Source organism: Woronichinia naegeliana WA131, assembly GCA_025370055.1.
Classification (GTDB): Bacteria; Cyanobacteriota; Cyanobacteriia; order Cyanobacteriales; family Microcystaceae; genus Woronichinia; species Woronichinia naegeliana.
Genome location: CP073041.1, coordinates 6,081,953 through 6,098,492, shown reverse-complemented (window position 1 = coordinate 6,098,492; position 16,540 = coordinate 6,081,953). Strand labels below are relative to the sequence as shown.

At 42.5% G+C, this 16,540-nt stretch carries 13 protein-coding genes and 2 pseudogenes; 6 read left to right on the top strand and 9 right to left on the bottom strand.

The genetic code is table 11. From position 1 onward, the window contains the following. Positions 1–54: 54 nt before the first annotated feature. From KA717_30970 to KA717_30960, 3 genes and pseudogenes are all read right to left on the bottom strand, one after another. Positions 55–1,470: an ABC transporter substrate-binding protein gene (locus tag KA717_30970; protein UXE60051.1), complete on the bottom strand. Its 1,416-nt coding sequence runs from the start codon at positions 1,468–1,470 to the stop codon at positions 55–57. A gap of 104 nt (positions 1,471–1,574) precedes the next feature. After that, positions 1,575–3,104 (bottom strand): WD40 repeat domain-containing protein, encoded by a 1,530-nt coding sequence (locus tag KA717_30965; protein UXE60050.1) that lies wholly within the window; start codon positions 3,102–3,104, stop codon positions 1,575–1,577. Positions 3,105–3,386: 282 nt separating this feature from the next. After that, a pseudogene (locus KA717_30960) lies at positions 3,387–4,668 on the bottom strand (ISKra4 family transposase). Between the two features lie 717 nt (positions 4,669–5,385). Between KA717_30960 and KA717_30955 the strand changes: the two are divergent. Both KA717_30955 and KA717_30950 read left to right on the top strand, forming a co-directional pair. Continuing rightward, the gene (locus KA717_30955; GenBank protein ID UXE60049.1) at positions 5,386–5,766 is read left to right on the top strand and encodes a hypothetical protein; all 381 of its coding nucleotides are present in this window, start codon (positions 5,386–5,388) and stop codon (positions 5,764–5,766) included. Positions 5,767–5,825: 59 nt separating this feature from the next. Beyond that, positions 5,826–6,989 carry a cysteine desulfurase gene (locus KA717_30950; GenBank protein UXE60048.1) on the top strand — a complete coding sequence of 388 codons (1,164 nt, stop codon included), beginning with the start codon at positions 5,826–5,828 and terminating at the stop codon, positions 6,987–6,989. A 231-nt stretch (positions 6,990–7,220) separates the two neighbouring features. Here KA717_30950 and KA717_30945 read toward each other — a convergent pair whose 3' ends face one another. Continuing rightward, the gene (locus KA717_30945; protein UXE64823.1) at positions 7,221–8,423 is read right to left on the bottom strand and encodes a GNAT family N-acetyltransferase; all 1,203 of its coding nucleotides are present in this window, start codon (positions 8,421–8,423) and stop codon (positions 7,221–7,223) included. Positions 8,424–8,769: 346 nt separating this feature from the next. Between KA717_30945 and clpS the strand changes: the two genes are divergently transcribed. Continuing rightward, positions 8,770–9,063, top strand: coding sequence for an ATP-dependent Clp protease adapter ClpS (clpS, locus tag KA717_30940; GenBank protein ID UXE60047.1), 294 nt, complete (start codon positions 8,770–8,772; stop codon positions 9,061–9,063). Between the two features lie 58 nt (positions 9,064–9,121). On the opposite strand, the gene KA717_30935 is transcribed toward clpS, so the two are convergent. The 4 genes and pseudogenes from KA717_30935 to KA717_30920 all read right to left on the bottom strand — a co-directional run bounded on the left by KA717_30935 (position 9,122) and on the right by KA717_30920 (position 11,893). Beyond that, entirely contained in the window at positions 9,122–9,562 is a 441-nt protein-coding gene (locus tag KA717_30935; GenBank protein UXE60046.1) for a DUF1824 family protein, read from the bottom strand. Between the two features lie 275 nt (positions 9,563–9,837). Beyond that, positions 9,838–10,200: a hypothetical protein gene (locus KA717_30930; GenBank protein UXE60045.1), complete on the bottom strand. Its 363-nt coding sequence runs from the start codon at positions 10,198–10,200 to the stop codon at positions 9,838–9,840. Between the two features lie 109 nt (positions 10,201–10,309). Then, positions 10,310–11,591 (bottom strand): annotated as a pseudogene (locus KA717_30925) (ISKra4 family transposase). Between the two features lie 59 nt (positions 11,592–11,650). Beyond that, positions 11,651–11,893, bottom strand: a complete 243-nt coding sequence (locus KA717_30920; protein UXE60044.1) for a hypothetical protein — start codon at positions 11,891–11,893, stop codon at positions 11,651–11,653. A gap of 336 nt (positions 11,894–12,229) precedes the next feature. Between KA717_30920 and KA717_30915 the strand changes: the two genes are divergently transcribed. The 3 genes from KA717_30915 (at position 12,230) to KA717_30905 (ending at position 16,264) form a co-directional block, all read left to right on the top strand. After that, positions 12,230–13,774, top strand: a complete 1,545-nt coding sequence (locus tag KA717_30915; protein UXE60043.1) for a cyanoexosortase A system-associated protein — start codon at positions 12,230–12,232, stop codon at positions 13,772–13,774. A 106-nt stretch (positions 13,775–13,880) separates the two neighbouring features. Next, positions 13,881–15,044, top strand: a complete 1,164-nt coding sequence (locus tag KA717_30910) for a pyridoxal phosphate-dependent aminotransferase (GenBank protein UXE60042.1) — start codon at positions 13,881–13,883, stop codon at positions 15,042–15,044. A gap of 86 nt (positions 15,045–15,130) precedes the next feature. Next, the gene (locus KA717_30905; GenBank protein ID UXE60041.1) at positions 15,131–16,264 is read left to right on the top strand and encodes a glycosyltransferase; all 1,134 of its coding nucleotides are present in this window, start codon (positions 15,131–15,133) and stop codon (positions 16,262–16,264) included. On the opposite strand, the gene KA717_30900 is transcribed toward KA717_30905, so the two are convergent. After that, positions 16,261–16,470, bottom strand: coding sequence for a riboflavin synthase subunit alpha (locus KA717_30900; GenBank protein UXE60040.1), 210 nt, complete (start codon positions 16,468–16,470; stop codon positions 16,261–16,263). The two genes, KA717_30905 and KA717_30900, sit on opposite strands and share 4 nt — an antisense overlap. Positions 16,471–16,540 lie beyond the last annotated feature (70 nt).

Genomic DNA, 16,540 nt, shown 5'->3' with positions numbered 1-16,540 from the left:
CTAGAAAAGTGCTCCACAGGTCTAAAACATTACCTTGAGTTTTTTTGTCTTTAGCTACATTCTGAATTTGGAATTGCTGTTCACCGGCACAAAATCATAACCAAAGCCCGATCGCTCTCCTGGTTGAACAATCACAAGCTGAACCGATTGATTGCGATCGCCGGAAGGGAGAAAACGCACATTACCACTCGCTCCAGGCGCAGTAAAAGTGGGACTCGATAAAGCTTTTTGAATGCCTTGACGAGAAGGATCTTGTCCCAAAGCGGTAATAAAGGCCTGGGCGGCATCGTAGGCCATCGCCGTTCGCCAATTCACATTGCTGGTTTTCCAAAGCTGGGCTGCTTCTTGTACAAAAGGACTATTGGGATGGGCCAGAACGTGCCAGGGAATCGCCACCACCATCCCGACCGCATTTTTGCCACCACTTTGCAAAAGTTGAGGTCTATAGGCACTATCCCCACCGAGAAGAGGTAATTGTCCTTGATTAGCTTGAATCACCAATAACGCTTTATCGACACTAGAGGTATTCATCGCTAACATTAAAACCTGCGCTCCCTGGGACTTAGCCTGTTTGACCGCTTCAACCGGATTAAAATCAGCCGCCATCAAATCGGCCTCCAGGGTCACTTCTCCCCCATTCCCCAACAAAGCGGTGGTAAAAACATTTTTCAAGGATTTACTGTAGCTACTTTGGGAATTATAAAAAACGGCGGCTTTCGTTTTTTTCAGATCTTTTAACATATAGTTAGCGAGAGCATTGCCGGCAAACAAATCACTGGGGACTGTCCGAAAAATATAATTACCCAGTTCTGAAATTTCCGTCGAAGTACTGGTCGGTGAGATCATCGGTAAACCTTGGGGTTCATAGACATTCTTCGCCGTTTCAATCGTCGTATTACTGCCAAAATGACCTATCACCCCTAAAATTTCTGGATTCTTAACCCACTGCTGTCCTAATTGTTGGGCTATACCAACGTCATCGTCATCATTAGCAATCAAAATTTTGAGGGGAACTCCCTTAATACCACCCTTTTGATTAATTTCCGTTTGGGCTTGAGCCACCCCTCGCAACAGTTCTTGAGAACCATTGAGATCCTTACCAATGGGAACAGAAACCACAAAAGCTAAGGCATTTTTGCTAATTTTGGCATTATTCAGATAAATTAAAGCCTCTGGATCGTTGGGAACAAGCTGTAAATATTGTTGAAATTCGGCGATCGCCTTGGGAAAATTCCCCTCTGCAAAGGCTTGGATCGCGACACTTTTATGAATATTTGTGGGGCTAGGAATCAGAGATCGTTCTCCATAGCTCATACGTTGCCTTAAATCAGTCTCTTGCTGCCCTGGATTTTGCGAAGACTGAGTTATCCCACTAGGAGATGGCATTAACAACTTAACGCCTATGCCCACTGCCCCCAGGGTTAAACAGAGAGAAAGCAACAGGATTAAGGTTTCTTTTTTTTGACTCATGGTCTTCCCCATTGATATTCAAGACCTATCGGCATTTTAATCATCCTCTTTTTGCGGTATAACTATCCATCCTGTATCAAAATCAAAACCAAAACCCTTAAACGTTAGGAATTTGGGACAAAAAACTGCCAGATGGATACTGTACCATCTGCATGACCAGAAAGCAGGAATTGTTCATCTTGACTTAAGGTTAGCGATAACACGATGTCTTTGGGAGCAGCGAAAAGGGATGGCTCTACTAACACCGCGATCGCTTCCCCTTGTTCCGATTGCCAAAGTTTGATCCCGCCGTCATTGCCAGCACTCAATAATTGCTCAGAACTGGTAAAACACAGACTGGTTACTTGTCCCTGATGAGCCAGCAGTTGCTGTTGAGGGTGCAGTGATAAATTAGGTGGCAGGGTAAGAGGTAATTGCCAAAACTTGATAGTGCCATCGGTACAAGCTGCCGCAATCCAATGGCCAGCGTGATTAATGGCTAATGCTTTAATCGAAGAAATATTACCCACTAAATGACCAAGTTTCTGACCCGTCCCCAATTGCCAGAGCGTAACTGTTCCGTCTCCTCCACCGGCTGCAATAATTTCCCTTTCTTCATGGACAGCGATCGCTTCAATGGAGCCGAGAGAATCCAGAGAACTTTCCCGTAAAACTCCACTTCGACTATCCCACTGTTTTAGGGTTTGGTCATAACTCGCACTGATTAGCAATTGGTGATCAGCCGCTAGGGCCAACTGATAAACAGAGCCAGTATGAGCAGTCAAGGTTCTTTCTAGCTCTAGGTCATACCCAGTCTGAGAGCGGGATTTAACACGCCAAAATTTTAAAGTTTGATCAAAACTACCACTGGCTAACCGACAATCCTCAAGTTTGGCCGTTGTCGCTAAAAACACCGTCGCTAAAACCCCCTGGCTATGGGCAATAATAGTTCCCAATAAATTGCCAGAATCGGTTTCCCAGATTTTCAGCGATTGATCCCAACTTGCACTCACAAAAAAACGTCCATCCTCACTGATGGCCAAAGAAGAAACCGCATTACGATGGGCTGGAATCTGACGCAGCATTCTGACTTGGGGAATGATCGCCGGTATGGAGCTAGAAACCCCTAATCCATTGGGAACTGCCTGGGCGACAGGACTAGGAAAAGCATCTGTGGGCAGGGGCGGAGTAAAGGTCGGGCTAGTCTCTGCTTCCACACTCAGCCATTGATAACGCCGTTCTAACTGTTCTAGGCGTTCGGCGATCGCCTGTTGCTGAAAATATTTAACCAATTCAGAGAGAGAATCTTCTAGGCTATGCAGTCTATCCAGATCAGCAGAGAGGGGTGGAGAGGATGATGGTGAAAATGGTAGCGAAAGGGGCAAAGGCGATCGGTTGACAGCCTGTTCCAACGCTTCAAACATTTGGCTTAAACGCTGTAATTGCTTAGAAAAATGGCTGGCTCGCTTACGATCAAGTCTTTCTGACCTAAGACGATTGAGTTGTGAAACCAGAACGGCGATCGCCACCAGCGTTAACGGGAACCAAAATGATTGCAGCCACCAGCCCACGATCAAAGCCAATATCATTACCATAGAACAGGAGAACTCAGCGATATCTAACCAATGTCTTTGGTTTTTTTCTTTAAAATCCATTAGCTGTACCATGACAATTTTTCATTTGACTTAGATTTTTGATCTTAAGCTCTCAATATTGAAACAGAGACAGACTTAATTCACGCCTGATTTATTGAATATAGGACAGGGCAAACGCATCTAATATTCTAGACTCCTTATCTGATAAGACTTTCAGCGTTTCATAAAAAATCAATCATGATCTCGGAAACCCTTATCCAGCCTACCTTTCAAAAATTAAGATGCGTTCGCCCTGTCCTATTCTATAGGGGTGCGACCTTTAGTTGATAAAAGCTGTTGTAATCAGGGTTCTACAGGGAACCCATATTGATCAAGTTTTGCCCAAAATTGACTCCATCGTTCCTTGGTCAATACCAAAGCTCGTAGGCTCAAAATAATTCCTGCTCCTTTTTCCTTCCATCGCATTCCTGAACAACATAATCGTTGTTTGACCAACGTCTTACAAGCTGCTTCCGTAACACCTGAACCAATCGGATACTTTTTCTCTAAGTATTCAGCATAATCCATTTGATGCTGATGATTCTCGTAATAAGTAATCGCCGCTTGTAGTTTCTCGGTAAGATTCTTAGAATGACTTTTTTCTTCTTTGACTTCTTTCATCAGATTTAGCAGTTCTCCTGCTTTTCCTTTTTCATGCTTGAGTTCTCGACAATTTTCAGTCAACCATTCTTTTTGTTTTGACACGGTATTCGGATGCAACGCTTCTGCCAAGGCACCTAAGTAACCAGAGGCATGATAGAAATCTAATATCTGTTCTTCCGTTTGCTTTTCTAAAAACTTCCAATTTGATTCTGCCCCGTCTGCTATCCCGACCAATGTTGCCTCTGGATAACGGTTTTTCGCTCGCTCAATTTCTCTTTCCAATCTTTCTAGAAAACTCTTTTTTCCATACTCTGGTGCCGCACCTAGATAGATTGTAGGTTGACGTTCTCCCTCACTATCGTATAGGGAAACGGTTCCCACCATTGCTTCACGGTAGCCATCCTCACACATCAGCATACAGGTTCCATCTAATCCTATTCCCACTGTTGCAATTTGGCTATCCTCCTTGGGCGGGGCATAACTCCACGCTTCTTCTTTTGCCTGTACCACACTTCCTACTGCTTCACTCAATCTTTGGATATAGGATAGCGCTACTTTTCTACCATGATTTTCTAATAAATCATTTTTCACCTCTTTGCCTGCCATCCCTGACATTTTTGAGGATACCTGTTTTGCCAATAATGGCGTTGATGTTATGATTATCCTTGCTTCTCTTTCTAAGGGGCAATACGTTTTTCCTCAAAGGTGAACGCTGATATACATGACGATTCACTATAACCTCACCATAAGGTGTTTGATATTCTTTCGGTTGCTCTCCCTTACTCTTCCAGATTTCTTCACCGATTTTTAAGGGTGAACCATCTGTATCTAAATATTTCAAGGCTTCTTTGCTGGCGATGCAACCTACTTCGTTTAAGCCTTTTTGAATATTTATTTCTGTATCCAACATTGAACGACTGAGTTCTAATGTTAGTTCTATTTTTATCTTTGAACCCTCTACATTAATTAGTTTTGCTGTCATCATTGTTTCCTCTTTGTCACTTTTCATCCCATGTTAACACTTTTCTTTTCCTTCATCAACTAAAGGTCACACCCTTCTATAGACTTTAGCTTATCTTCCCTTCTCCATCCCCCTATGACGTTCTTTCGTCTGTACCATTTCTAGATGCGTTCGCCCTATTGCAGAGAGCGGATTCCCTTTCTCAGACTCACAGAAGCGGGTATGCTGGAAAAAGAATCCCAAAATCGATAAGTAAGGCTAGAGGTAGTTGCTGGTAGTCTTTTTTCTTAACAAAACTGCCCATCTTTGTCTATTTAGTCTAGTGTTGTTCGATTTAACCCCATTCTTCATTGCCTTCTAGCGGTCAATTAGGTTAAAATCCAGATCAACGCACCTAAACAACAAAAGATAGCGGGTTCCGCCCAGTTTTTAGCCTCCCTGGGGACGGGTAAAATTTTTTCAAAGGCTAAGAGCAGATTAACAAACGACGCTAACACCCTGTTAGGACTGTTCGTTTTTAACTAAGTGCTTACAGGAAACTGTAGACTTTGTGGGCAACCACCTTCTAGTCCTTGGATTAGTTGCTATACTGAGTCGGATTATTCATTTTTGAGTAGTTTTGACGAGGTTAAAAGTTGCACAGAAATCCCTTTACTTTAGAGAAGTTGCTGTCACAGGGGCGGCATAATTGCCCAATAACCTTGTAGTTTTCTGCTTGACCTAGGTCGTTTTAGCATTATGTCTAGGCGCAAAAAAATCTTTCCCTGCGGTCACAAGGGCTATGGACAAATTTGTCATTCCTGTGCCCAAAAACAGACTCAATGGGAACAAAAAAAACAAGAGAAGGAAGATTGGCAAGCCACTTTTCTTCAAGATCCGATTGATCTACGAGATCTCCCTAAAAATGTGGTCTTAAAAGCTCGACAGATTTTAGACGGTTTGGCTAATCATCAGGACTATCGGGATTTTCATGGCAAACGGTTAAGACATGATCGTTTTGTCATCAGTATTCCTGTTACTCGTAATTATCGTTTGCTTTGTCGGGATCAGGGATCGTTTTTGATTCCTGAATCCGTTGTTTCTCACGAAGATTACAATGTCTGTAAACCAGGTGGATAAAGGGCCAATCCAAAATGATTCGCCGCTTTGCTAACGGCTAGGAACGGAGGAAAAATCAGATGCAAATTTATCTTGATTACAGCGCGACCACACCACCTCGCCCGGAAGTGTTAGCAACGGTACGAAAGGTTTTAGGAGAAGGTTGGGGAAATCCCTCTAGTCTGCACCAGTGGGGACAACGGGCGGCTTTAAGCTTAGAAACTGCGCGTTTACAAGTTGCTAACTTTTTAAATGCACCGAACCCGGACAGTATTGTGTTTACTTCTGGGGGAACGGAGGCAGATAATTTCGCGATCATGGGTATCGCTCGTCAATATTCTCAACCTCAGCATCTGATCATTTCTAGCGTTGAACATTCCGCTATTTCTGAACCTGCCCGTTTTCTGGCCCAGCAAGGTTGGCAAGTCACTCGTTTACCAGTTAATCGCCAAGGTCGTGTCAATCCGTTGGATTTAATGGCGGCGATTCAAGACAATACTGTTTTAATTTCAATTATCTATGGACAAAGTGAAGTGGGAACCCTGCAACCCATTGAAGAATTAGGCAGAATTGCTCGTTCCCAGGGAATTCTTTTCCATACTGATGCGGTTCAGGTAGCAGGGCGTATTCCCCTTGATGTACAACGTTTACCCGTTGATTTACTCTCACTTTCCAGTCATAAAATTTATGGTATTCAGGGTGCAGGGGCCCTTTATGTGCGGGAAGGTGTGAATTTATTGCCCTTAATCAATGGAGGTGGCCAAGAACAAAAACTTCGCTCAGGGACTCAAGCTCTACCAGCGATCGCCGGTTTTGGGGTGGCAGCAGAATTAGCGGCTCAGGAGATGGCGACAGAAACACCTCGTTTGAGGGCCCTGCGAGATCATCTTTTCGATCGATTGGCTAATTGTCCTTTTCTTGACCCAACCGGCGATCGCCTTTATCGTTTACCTCACCATGCCAGTTTTGTGATTGCGGATTCGAGAAAGGAAGGGATTACGGGCAAAACGCTGGTTAGACAATTAGATTTAGCGGGTATTGGCATTAGTGCGGGGGCTGCTTGTAACAGTGGCAAGTTAAATCCCAGTCCGATTTTGTTGGCGATGGGTTACGATACTTCGACGGCTTTGGGCGGAATTCGTCTGACCTTTGGCAAAGATACGGCGATCGCGGATATTGATTGGACAGCAATAGTTTTAGAACAAATTTTAGAAAGATTAATGCCCCAACTGGTTACAGTTTAACTGAGGGATTTTTAGATAAACTAAACTCCTTCAACAATGGGAAGTGGAGTTTAGGGATGATAGAATGACCAGTGTAAAAATGAACAAAGAGGAATCAGTACTAAGTGTCAATACTCAGCGTTAGAATTAGACAGCGAGTGAGATTAGATCCCACATTCCGCAGGTTGTCGAAGCAGCGAAGTAGCTTATGCGAACTAATATAATCGCAAACTTGTAAAGTCTTGATTTTGATTAAAGCTTAAGCTCAATTTCCCGTTTACTAAAAGGTAAATCCTGATTAATTGCCTCAATCTCAGCCTGTTCAATTTGATTAATCTCGTCAATATAGTATTGTAGAATCTGGGTCATCTTGGGATGATAAAAACGATGCAAACTATAATTAGGGGTAGCCGGAAAACCTCGCCGACGTTTGTGCTGTCCGCCCGCCCCAGGATCAAAGAGGGTTATCCCTTGTTGAATGGCCCAATCAATAGGTTGATAATAACAAGCTTCAAAATGAAGACAATCATACTCTTGTAAACTGCCCCAATAACGACCATAAAAATTTTCTCCCTTGCGTAAACAAAAAGAAAGGCCAACAGGATGTTCATTCTCAACTTGATCAAAAGCATCATTGTAGGCGGCAATCACAACAACGCGATCGCGGTATTTAGGATAAAGTTGTTCAAAAAATTTTCGTGTTAAATATTTGCTACCCCAATAAAACTTGTCACAAGTACTACTATAAAACCGATAAATCAGGGGATAAAGATGATGAGGCACTTCTTCCCCAGCAAATACCTTAATATTTAATCCGGCTTGAACGACAGATTTTCGCTCTCGTTTAATATTGCGGCGTTGATTCGCATTAAAAATAGACAAATAATCTTCAAATTGTTCAAAACCTTGATTTTTCCAAATATAGCTATGGTGTAACCAATGGGAAAACCCTAGATGAGCCATCATTTTTCGCCATTCAGGATCAACAAACAGAAAGTTGCAACCCGATAAACCCTGGCGATCACAGAAATGATCAATGGCGGATACCATCTGCTGCGTAATTTCCCACTCATCCTCATCGGGTGCGATCAGAAAACGATAACCCTCGGCGGGGGTAAAAGGAGCCATTCCCAATAATTTGGGATAGTAACGAATGCCTAAACGATGACCCAGATCAGCCCACTGATGATCAAAAACAAATTCACCATAGCTGTGACCCTTAATATAAAGAGCCGCCGCACCGACCAATTCTTTATTTTTCCAAATCGTTAAATGAGAAGGTTGCCAACCCGTTTTAGCTGTAGCACTGCCAGAGGTTTCCAGATTATTCAACCATTCCCATTCTAAAAAAGGCGTTTTGAGGGGTAATGCTAAAGCATCCCAAGCGGATTGGGGAATATCTGCAATTCTTTGATGCCAAGTAATCGAGTAGGGGGAAGAATAGGATTTGAACATGGCAAGAGTAAGCAAAATTCAGTTTTTTATAGCGTACCGTAACACGTTTTAATAACAAGTGCCTTGAAGAAACTGTTCTTATCCAAGCGTTTTACCCTCTAAAAGTGGCAAAGGTTTTGCCTGGGAGTATTGTCAACCATCCGCCGAGATCGCCAAGATTACTGTTGTGTGGGGTTTAGAGACAGGAGAAAAATTAACCATTGCCAGTCAAGCGAGTAAATTGCTGACCAAGTTATCGCCAAAATTTTTAACAAAGTAAGGAACCATTAGATATCATTGAGGAGGGATTGTCGCCAATATCTCTATCAATGATCAGATTGTTTGTACTGTAAATTGGAAGAAAGCCGTGTCCACAGAAGTCCTAGAAAAGCGTTCCACCGTCTCTGAAACCATCCGTAAACCGGCCCCTCGCTATAAGGTTCTCCTGCATAATGACGACTTTAATTCGATGGAATATGTCGTTCAAACCCTCATACAAACAATTGCAGGACTCACTCAACCCCAGGCCGTCGATATTATGATGGAAGCCCACACCAACGGTCTAGCCCTGGTGATTACCTGTGCCCTAGAACATGCTGAATTTTATTGTGAAACCCTCAACCATCATGGGTTGATTAGCACCATTGAGCCAGATGAATAATGGGTAAAAAACAGCGATCGCCCCGATAGGTTCCTGGTTATTAGCGCAAAATGTTGAACTAAGATGGTGCAAATAAATCTAGCGGAAAATAACCATAGGTTCCAGCTAAAGTCTGATCTTCCGATTGACAGGCAATTAAAACACCGCGATAGGTTCCTTCATAGCGATCGCTGTAGTGACTCATTTTTTGGGTATTAAACTTCAAATAAATCGGTTCATACTCTTTTGATTCAGGAAAGATAGAGGAATCTAGCTGACCTGTGTAACCCAAAGCAGCAAGATACTGATTTAAAGTCGTAATGGCCACATCCAGACGATCAGCACAAATGCCGAGATTTTCGTATTCTGATGCTTGACAAACCTGAATGATGGCTTGTTGTAGTGCCTCTTTTTCAGTCGTTGAAGCAGGAACTTTGACCGTCAAACAACTATAGCTTTTCAATAGAGCTAGATTTTGGGATAGGGAATTGACAACCGTGGAAGGGGTTAAGTCTGGCATTTTTGGGGTATTAAACTTCAAATAAATAGCTTCATCCTCTTCCAATTTAGAAAAAGCAGAGGAGTCTAACTGAATAGTGTAACCCAGAGCAGCAAGATACTGATTCAGAAAAACTAAAAACGAGAGGGTTTAAATAAATCATCAATCCCCATAGCCCATGGCTTAGAAGGAGAACTTCATTCCGCAATGCAAATTTTCCCATAAAATAATCCCCTTCTTCATTAGAAAAAAGAGGAGATTTTAAAAAACATTTTGAGTTCGATTTTAAGAACTTTTTAGCTATCTAGCTTAACATTCTTGCTTTTCAAGGAAGCGAATTTCCGTTTGGCAAAAATACCAGCACCAAAGGCGATCGTTGCTCCTACCACAGGCAGCGCGTCTGTTTCCCAAGGAACTGCAAACCGATTGGAGGAAGATGTCAAATCACCACCAGCGGCAATAAAATTGACATCATTAACATAAAATGACGTTAAAGTTGGATTAACACTTTGAGTAACTAGTCCAGTAGTGTCGGTAGCGACAACCGGAAAACCACTAATATTACTTCCACCTGAAGTCAGAGCAATACTTTTTGTGAGAGTGGTTGAGACAGCATTGACGTTAGCACCGATGCTAAGAATCGGTAAAGAGCTTGTCACCCTATAGCTAATGTCATAGGAACCAGGGCTGACACTGGAACCACCAATATTAGTAAAATTGATCTAAGTAGCAACGGGTGCGACCTTTAGTTGATAAAAGCTGTTGTAATCAGGGTTCTACAGGGAACCCATATTGATCAAGTTTTGCCCAAAATTGACTCCATCGTTCCTTGGTCAATACCAAAGCTCGTAGGCTCAAAATAATTCCTGCTCCTTTTTCCTTCCATCGCATCCCTGAACAACATAATCGTTGTTTGACCAACGTCTTACAAGCTGCTTCCGTAACACCTGAACCAATCGGATACTTTTTCTCTATGTATTCAGCATAATCCATTTGATGCTGATGATTCTCGTAATAAGTAATCGCCGCTTGTAGTTTCTCGGTAAGATTCTTAGAATGACTTTTTTCTTCTTTGACTTCTTTCATCAGATTTAGCAGTTCTCCTGCTTTTCCTTTTTCATGCTTGAGTTCTCGACAATTTTCAGTCAACCATTCTTTTTGTTTTGACACGGTATTCGGATGCAACGCTTCTGCCAAGGCACCTAAGTAACCAGAGGCATGATAGAAATCTAATATCTGTTCTTCCGTTTGCTTTTCTAAAAACTTCCAATTTGATTCTGCCCCGTCTGCTATCCCGACCAATGTTGCCTCTGGATAACGGTTTTTCGCTCGCTCAATTTCTCTTTCTAATCTTTCTAGAAAACTCTTTTTTCCATACTCTGGTGCCGCACCTAGATAGATTGTATGTTGACGTTCGCCTTCACTATCGTATAGGGAAACGGTTCCCACCATTGCTTCACGGTAGCCATCCTCACACATCAGCATACAGGTTCCATCTAATCCTATTCCCACTGTTGCAATTTGGCTATCCTCCTTGGGCGGGGCATAACTCCACGCTTCTTCTTTTGCCTGTACCACACTTCCTACTGCTTCACTCAATCTTTGGATATAGGATAGCGCTACTTTTCTACCATGATTTTCTAATAAATCATTTTTCACCTCTTTGCCTGCCATCCCTGACATTTTTGAGGATACCTGTTTTGCCAATAATGGCGTTGATGTTATGATTATCCTTGCTTCTCTTTCTAAGGGGCAATACGTTTTTCCTCAAAGGTGAACGCTGATATACATGACGATTCACTATAACCTCACCATAAGGTGTTTGATATTCTTTCGGTTGCTCTCCCTTACTCTTCCAGATTTCTTCACCGATTTTTAAGGGTGAACCATCTGTATCTAAATATTTCAAGGCTTCTTTGCTGGCGATGCAACCTACTTCGTTTAAGCCTTTTTGAATATTTATTTCTGTATCCAACATTGAACGACTGAGTTCTAATGTTAGTTCTATTTTTATCTTTGAACCCTCTACATTAATTAGTTTTGCTGTCATCATTGTTTCCTCTTTGTCACTTTTCATCCCATGTTAACACTTTTCTTTTCCTTCATCAACTAAAGGTCACACCCAGTAGCAACTGGGTTAACTGTATTAATGCCAACGGTATAAGCCAACCAGTTAGCGTCACTACTGGTAGTAGAAAACTCAGAAAAAGTAATGCCATTGACGGTTTCGGAGTATCCAGGCGTATTTACAATTTGAGAAATAGTAAGGGCAGAGGCAGCCTGCAATGAACTGCTACCAATAATCCCCGCAATGGATAGACCTGTTAAAAGACCAATTTTGCTAGCATTCATAATCACTACGATATAGTCAGAAATGGAGCTGAATGTGAAAGGACAAATCGCTGCATTAACTCAGGTATGCCTTTGCGTACCTAAAACTACGACTTAATTTTACTCTCCCGTTTATGGTATATTGATGGACTGAATTTGTCAAGTAGTGTAGATTACTCTCCTCCATGTTGATTTTAGTTTATGATAAAGCACTGTTAGTAACCCTGATACATAATGTTGATTACTAGCATCACCTTGATCATTTTCTGATTAAGAATAGTCCAGGTTTTTAGTCCTAATTTTACGATGAGATTGCCTATCAAATATGAACTTAGAAACCTAAGTAAAATTCGCCCAATGAATCAAAAAGTTCTGCTCTTATTCCTCTTTGGGTTAATTGCCTCCATTCAATTAACTCTCTTCTGGCGAGTGCAAGAAGATTTCAATAACTGGTTTTTACAGTTATCTTTATACCTGAGTATCCTTTGGCATCTATACCAACGCAGATTTAGCCTAACTCTTGTTAACTCTTTCCCGTCCAGTATTCTCGGTTTCTGTTTAGTTATTATTCCTTTCTTAAAACCTGAATTTGCAGTAAAAGAAGTCTCTATTTTTTGGTTATTTCTTCCCGTTGTTAGTGCGGTTGGATTAGCACTATTAGCTTCAGGTTTTCAGGGAATTAAACAATTTTGGCGAGAGTTGTTTCTTATTACCGTATTTCCGTTAATTACTATTTTAGTAAAGCTCTTTGGGATGCTGTTTAAAATCACAGTTATCTCTGCGAAACTTACCGCTTTTATTTTGTGGTATCTTGGTTTTGAATCAGCAACTCAGGGATCTCTGGTTTATGTGAATAATGGTGTAATTGAAGTTCTATCAGAATGTACGGCAATACCGCTTCTAATCTTGCTATTAAAAGTTTCTTTCTTACTAACTTTTCTTTTTCCTTACCTTCTCAGAAATAAGTATTTACCTTTTCTTCTTGCAGGGATTATTAGTGTTACTTTTTCGATTTCTAGGCTGATCATTCTTGCTTTAGCAGTAACAGATAAATCTGCATTTAGCTATTGGCATGGTGTCAATGGGAGTAACCTCCTTGCATTCCTTTCTCTATTCTCCTTTGGGATAATTATTCTTCTGGTTTCACCTAGTCATATTTCCTCGCCCTCTCCAACTGGAACTTTACCTAAAAACGTGCGATCGCGTCCTGTCTGGATAATATTTACAGGTGTCAGTTTAGTCATCATTTTATTAAATTTGTGGCTGAATCCTAGTATGGGTCTAGAGAAAAAGGTTGTCTATCAATTCCCCTCCCAATTGTCGATTACAGGTTGGCAACTTATCAACGCTGAATCTATTCCTCTGCCACAGCAACAACCAGAACAAGAGGCAGAAGCGGCTCAACCAACGACCGAGGGGGAAGTAGATAAGACTAAGGATATTTTGTCAGGAAAGATCTATTCTTACAAAAAAGATGGTCAGACTTTAACGATCAATTTATACTATATTCCGATAACCTTGGGTGATGTGAGGGAATATTATCAGCAATTCAGTCGCTTGCCGAATTTGCCCTCTCCTAAAACAATTATTGAAAAAGCGAATGCCAACGGTTATCACTTAGAATTTTCTGAACAACAAAAACGCTACTTAACAGCTTGTATTAATTCTCATGGCAAAAGTACAGCGACTATTCCTCAATTTATTGCCTACTTTTATCGCCCTTATCTTAATCCTTCTCAATGGTTTAATTTATTAAGTGGAAAACAAACTCTTCGCGATCGCCGTTGTCTCTGGGGTCAACTTTCGTTAACGGGAGCAAAGGGCAGTGAGACAGAATTGGAAACGGTTTGGCAGGAATTATTGGCTTATTGGCAGACCAATTTTCCGCCCTTAAAACCCTAGGTACTAGATCAAACATTAGCAGAAAAGACAATGATATAGAATATCATTATTGCTGTTGACCTAGGTTGCCTAAATTGTGATGAACAAGCGATCGCTGCTGACTCGTATGGATGCTGTTCAATCTCCCGTTATTCCTCTCGTCGGAAAGTTGATTGCCGAAAATCCTGGCACCATTTCTCTCGGACAGGGTATTGCTTTTTATCCCCCACCGCCCCAGATTTTAACGGCGATCGCCACCAGTTTTGAGGATGTCACTAACCATCAGTATAAATCGGTGCAAGGGATTCCCTCCTTACAAACCGCGATCGCTGCCAAGTTAGCCCAGGACAATCAGATCACGATTGAGGCAAGCCAGAATGCTGTCATGGTAACGGCTGGGGCCAATATGGGTTTTCTGAATGCCATTTTAGCCATTACCTCACCAGGCGATGAAATCATTCTCAATACGCCCTACTACTTCAATCATGAAATGGCCATTCGTATGGTCGGTTGTCAACCGATCTGTGTACCCACGAATAGCTGTTATCAACTCCAGCCAGAAGCGATCGCCGCAGCTATTACCCCAAGAACCCGTGCGATCGTCACCATTTCTCCCAACAATCCCACTGGTGCTGTATATTCAGCCCAAACCCTTCAGGAAATTAATCAACTTTGTCAGGTGCAAGGTCTCTATCACATTAGCGATGAAGCCTATGAATACTTTACCTACGACAGTGTTCAGCACTTTTCTCCTGCTTCTTTGCCCCACAGCGCAGCCCATACCATTTCCCTATTTAGTTTATCTAAGTCCTATGGCATGGCCGGCTGGCGAATCGGTTATATGGTTATTCCCCAATCTTTACTGTTGGCAGTCCAAAAAATTCAGGATACTAACTTGATCTGTCCTCCCGTCGTTGGTCAATATGCGGCGATCGCGGCTTTAGAGGCTGGTTCTGCCTATTGCCAACAGTTTTTACCCGAAATTACCCATAGTCGTCACAGATTACTCACTGCCCTAGGGAAAATTTCAGATCTTTGTGATTGGGTGATAACCGAGGGAGCTTTTTACAATTTTATTAAAGTTCATCTCCCCTACCCGGATTTAGAAATCGTGCAGAGATTGATCCGAGAGCATCAGGTGGCAGTTTTACCTGGTTCGACCTTTGGCATGAAAGAAGGTTGTTATCTCCGTATTGCCTATGGAGCCTTACATCAAGAAAACGTCACAACCGGGACAGAAAGATTAATACAAGGGTTACGAATCCTGAGTCAGGCAAAAAATAGCCACTGAATTGCTGACGGCATAAATTTTGAGATCCGCAATTGTGATAACCTAATCTCAATTTTGGCAAAACTCACCCCGCCGCACCGGTTTTTATGCGAATTGCTCTCTTTACAGAAACTTTCTTACCGAAAATCGATGGTATTGTCACCCGTCTTAAGCATACTGTTGAACACCTCCAACGGCAGGGTAATCAAGTGCTCGTCTTCTGCCCAGAAGGCGGCTTAAAAGAATACAAAGGAGCTAAAATTCATGGCGTGACGGGAATGCCCTTACCGCTCTACCCGGAACTAAAATTAGCCATTCCCCGCCCTCATCTGAGAACCGTCATTGAAAAGTTTCAGCCGGATCTGATCCATGTGGTTAATCCCGCCGTTTTAGGTCTTGGTGGTATTTATTATGCGAAAACCCTGAATATTCCTCTGGTTGCTTCTTACCACACCCATTTACCTCAATATTTGCAGCATTACGGTTTAGGAGCCTTGGAAGGCCTATTGTGGGAACTGTTAAAACTTGGCCATAACCAAGCCAGTCTCAACCTTTGCACCTCGACCGCCATGGTAGAAGAATTACGTCATCATGGCATTGAACGGGTCGATCTCTGGCAACGGGGAGTAGATACAGAATTATTTCAGCCCCATCTCTTTTCTCGACAAATGCGATCGCGCCTTTCCCAGGGAAACCCCGACGCGCCTTTACTCCTCTATGTGGGTCGAGTTTCTGCCGAAAAACAAATTGATGAAATTAAACCTGTCCTAGAAGCCATTCCCCATGCTCGTTTGGCTATTGTCGGGGATGGCCCCCACCGTGAAACCCTGATCAGTCATTTTGCTGGCACCCCCACCTATTTTGCTGGTTATATGCAGGGACTAGAATTAGCGGCGGCCTTTGCGACGGCGGATGCCTTTATTTTTCCCTCTCGCACCGAAACCCTCGGTTTAGTCTTACTTGAAGCCATGGCCGCCGGTTGTCCAGTGGTTGCAGCAGCCTCTGGCGGAATTCCCGATATTGTGACTGATGGTGTCAATGGTTATCTTTTTGATCCTCAAGACAGCCAGGGCGCAGTGAAAGCAACCCAACGGCTATTAGATGCCAAGGAAGAACGGGAAAGATTACGTCAAAATGCTCGACTGGAGGCTGAACGCTGGGGTTGGGCGGCAGCAACTCAACAGTTACAGCAATATTATCGTCAGGTTTTAGGCGTGCAATCTTTTCCGCAAGCGGCCTAGACAGCCCCACCGTAAAGGCGTTCTAAGGTAATCGGAATGGCCACTAGGGTGAGTTTCAAGGCCCAAGGGGCCAAACAAAGGGTTAACAGTAAGGCCAAGGCGGCTGTCACCGCAAAGCAAGGACGAATGACATCTTCCTGTACGTTAAGAAAAATAAAGGTCGAGATGGAGGCGATCGCCAATGAAACCAAAGAGAGAACAAGCATAGAACTAATCCTTGCCGTATCAGCAATAACTTATAAAATAAGGTAGAAGGCTTTATTTGAAGACTTTCTA

Coding starts and splice junctions, on each gene's coding strand:
- KA717_30900 (UXE60040.1), bottom strand. CDS start 16,470: ATGCTTGTTCTCTCTTTGGTTTCATTGGCGATCGCCTCCATCTCGACC.
- KA717_30920 (UXE60044.1), bottom strand. CDS start 11,893: ATGAATGCTAGCAAAATTGGTCTTTTAACAGGTCTATCCATTGCGGGG.
- KA717_30935 (UXE60046.1), bottom strand. CDS start 9,562: ATGCCAGACTTAACCCCTTCCACGGTTGTCAATTCCCTATCCCAAAAT.
- KA717_30905 (UXE60041.1), top strand. CDS start 15,131: ATGCGAATTGCTCTCTTTACAGAAACTTTCTTACCGAAAATCGATGGT.
- KA717_30965 (UXE60050.1), bottom strand. CDS start 3,104: ATGGATTTTAAAGAAAAAAACCAAAGACATTGGTTAGATATCGCTGAG.
- KA717_30915 (UXE60043.1), top strand. CDS start 12,230: ATGAATCAAAAAGTTCTGCTCTTATTCCTCTTTGGGTTAATTGCCTCC.
- KA717_30950 (UXE60048.1), top strand. CDS start 5,826: ATGCAAATTTATCTTGATTACAGCGCGACCACACCACCTCGCCCGGAA.
- KA717_30910 (UXE60042.1), top strand. CDS start 13,881: ATGGATGCTGTTCAATCTCCCGTTATTCCTCTCGTCGGAAAGTTGATT.
- KA717_30955 (UXE60049.1), top strand. CDS start 5,386: ATGTCTAGGCGCAAAAAAATCTTTCCCTGCGGTCACAAGGGCTATGGA.
- KA717_30945 (UXE64823.1), bottom strand. CDS start 8,423: ATGTTCAAATCCTATTCTTCCCCCTACTCGATTACTTGGCATCAAAGA.
- KA717_30970 (UXE60051.1), bottom strand. CDS start 1,470: ATGAGTCAAAAAAAAGAAACCTTAATCCTGTTGCTTTCTCTCTGTTTA.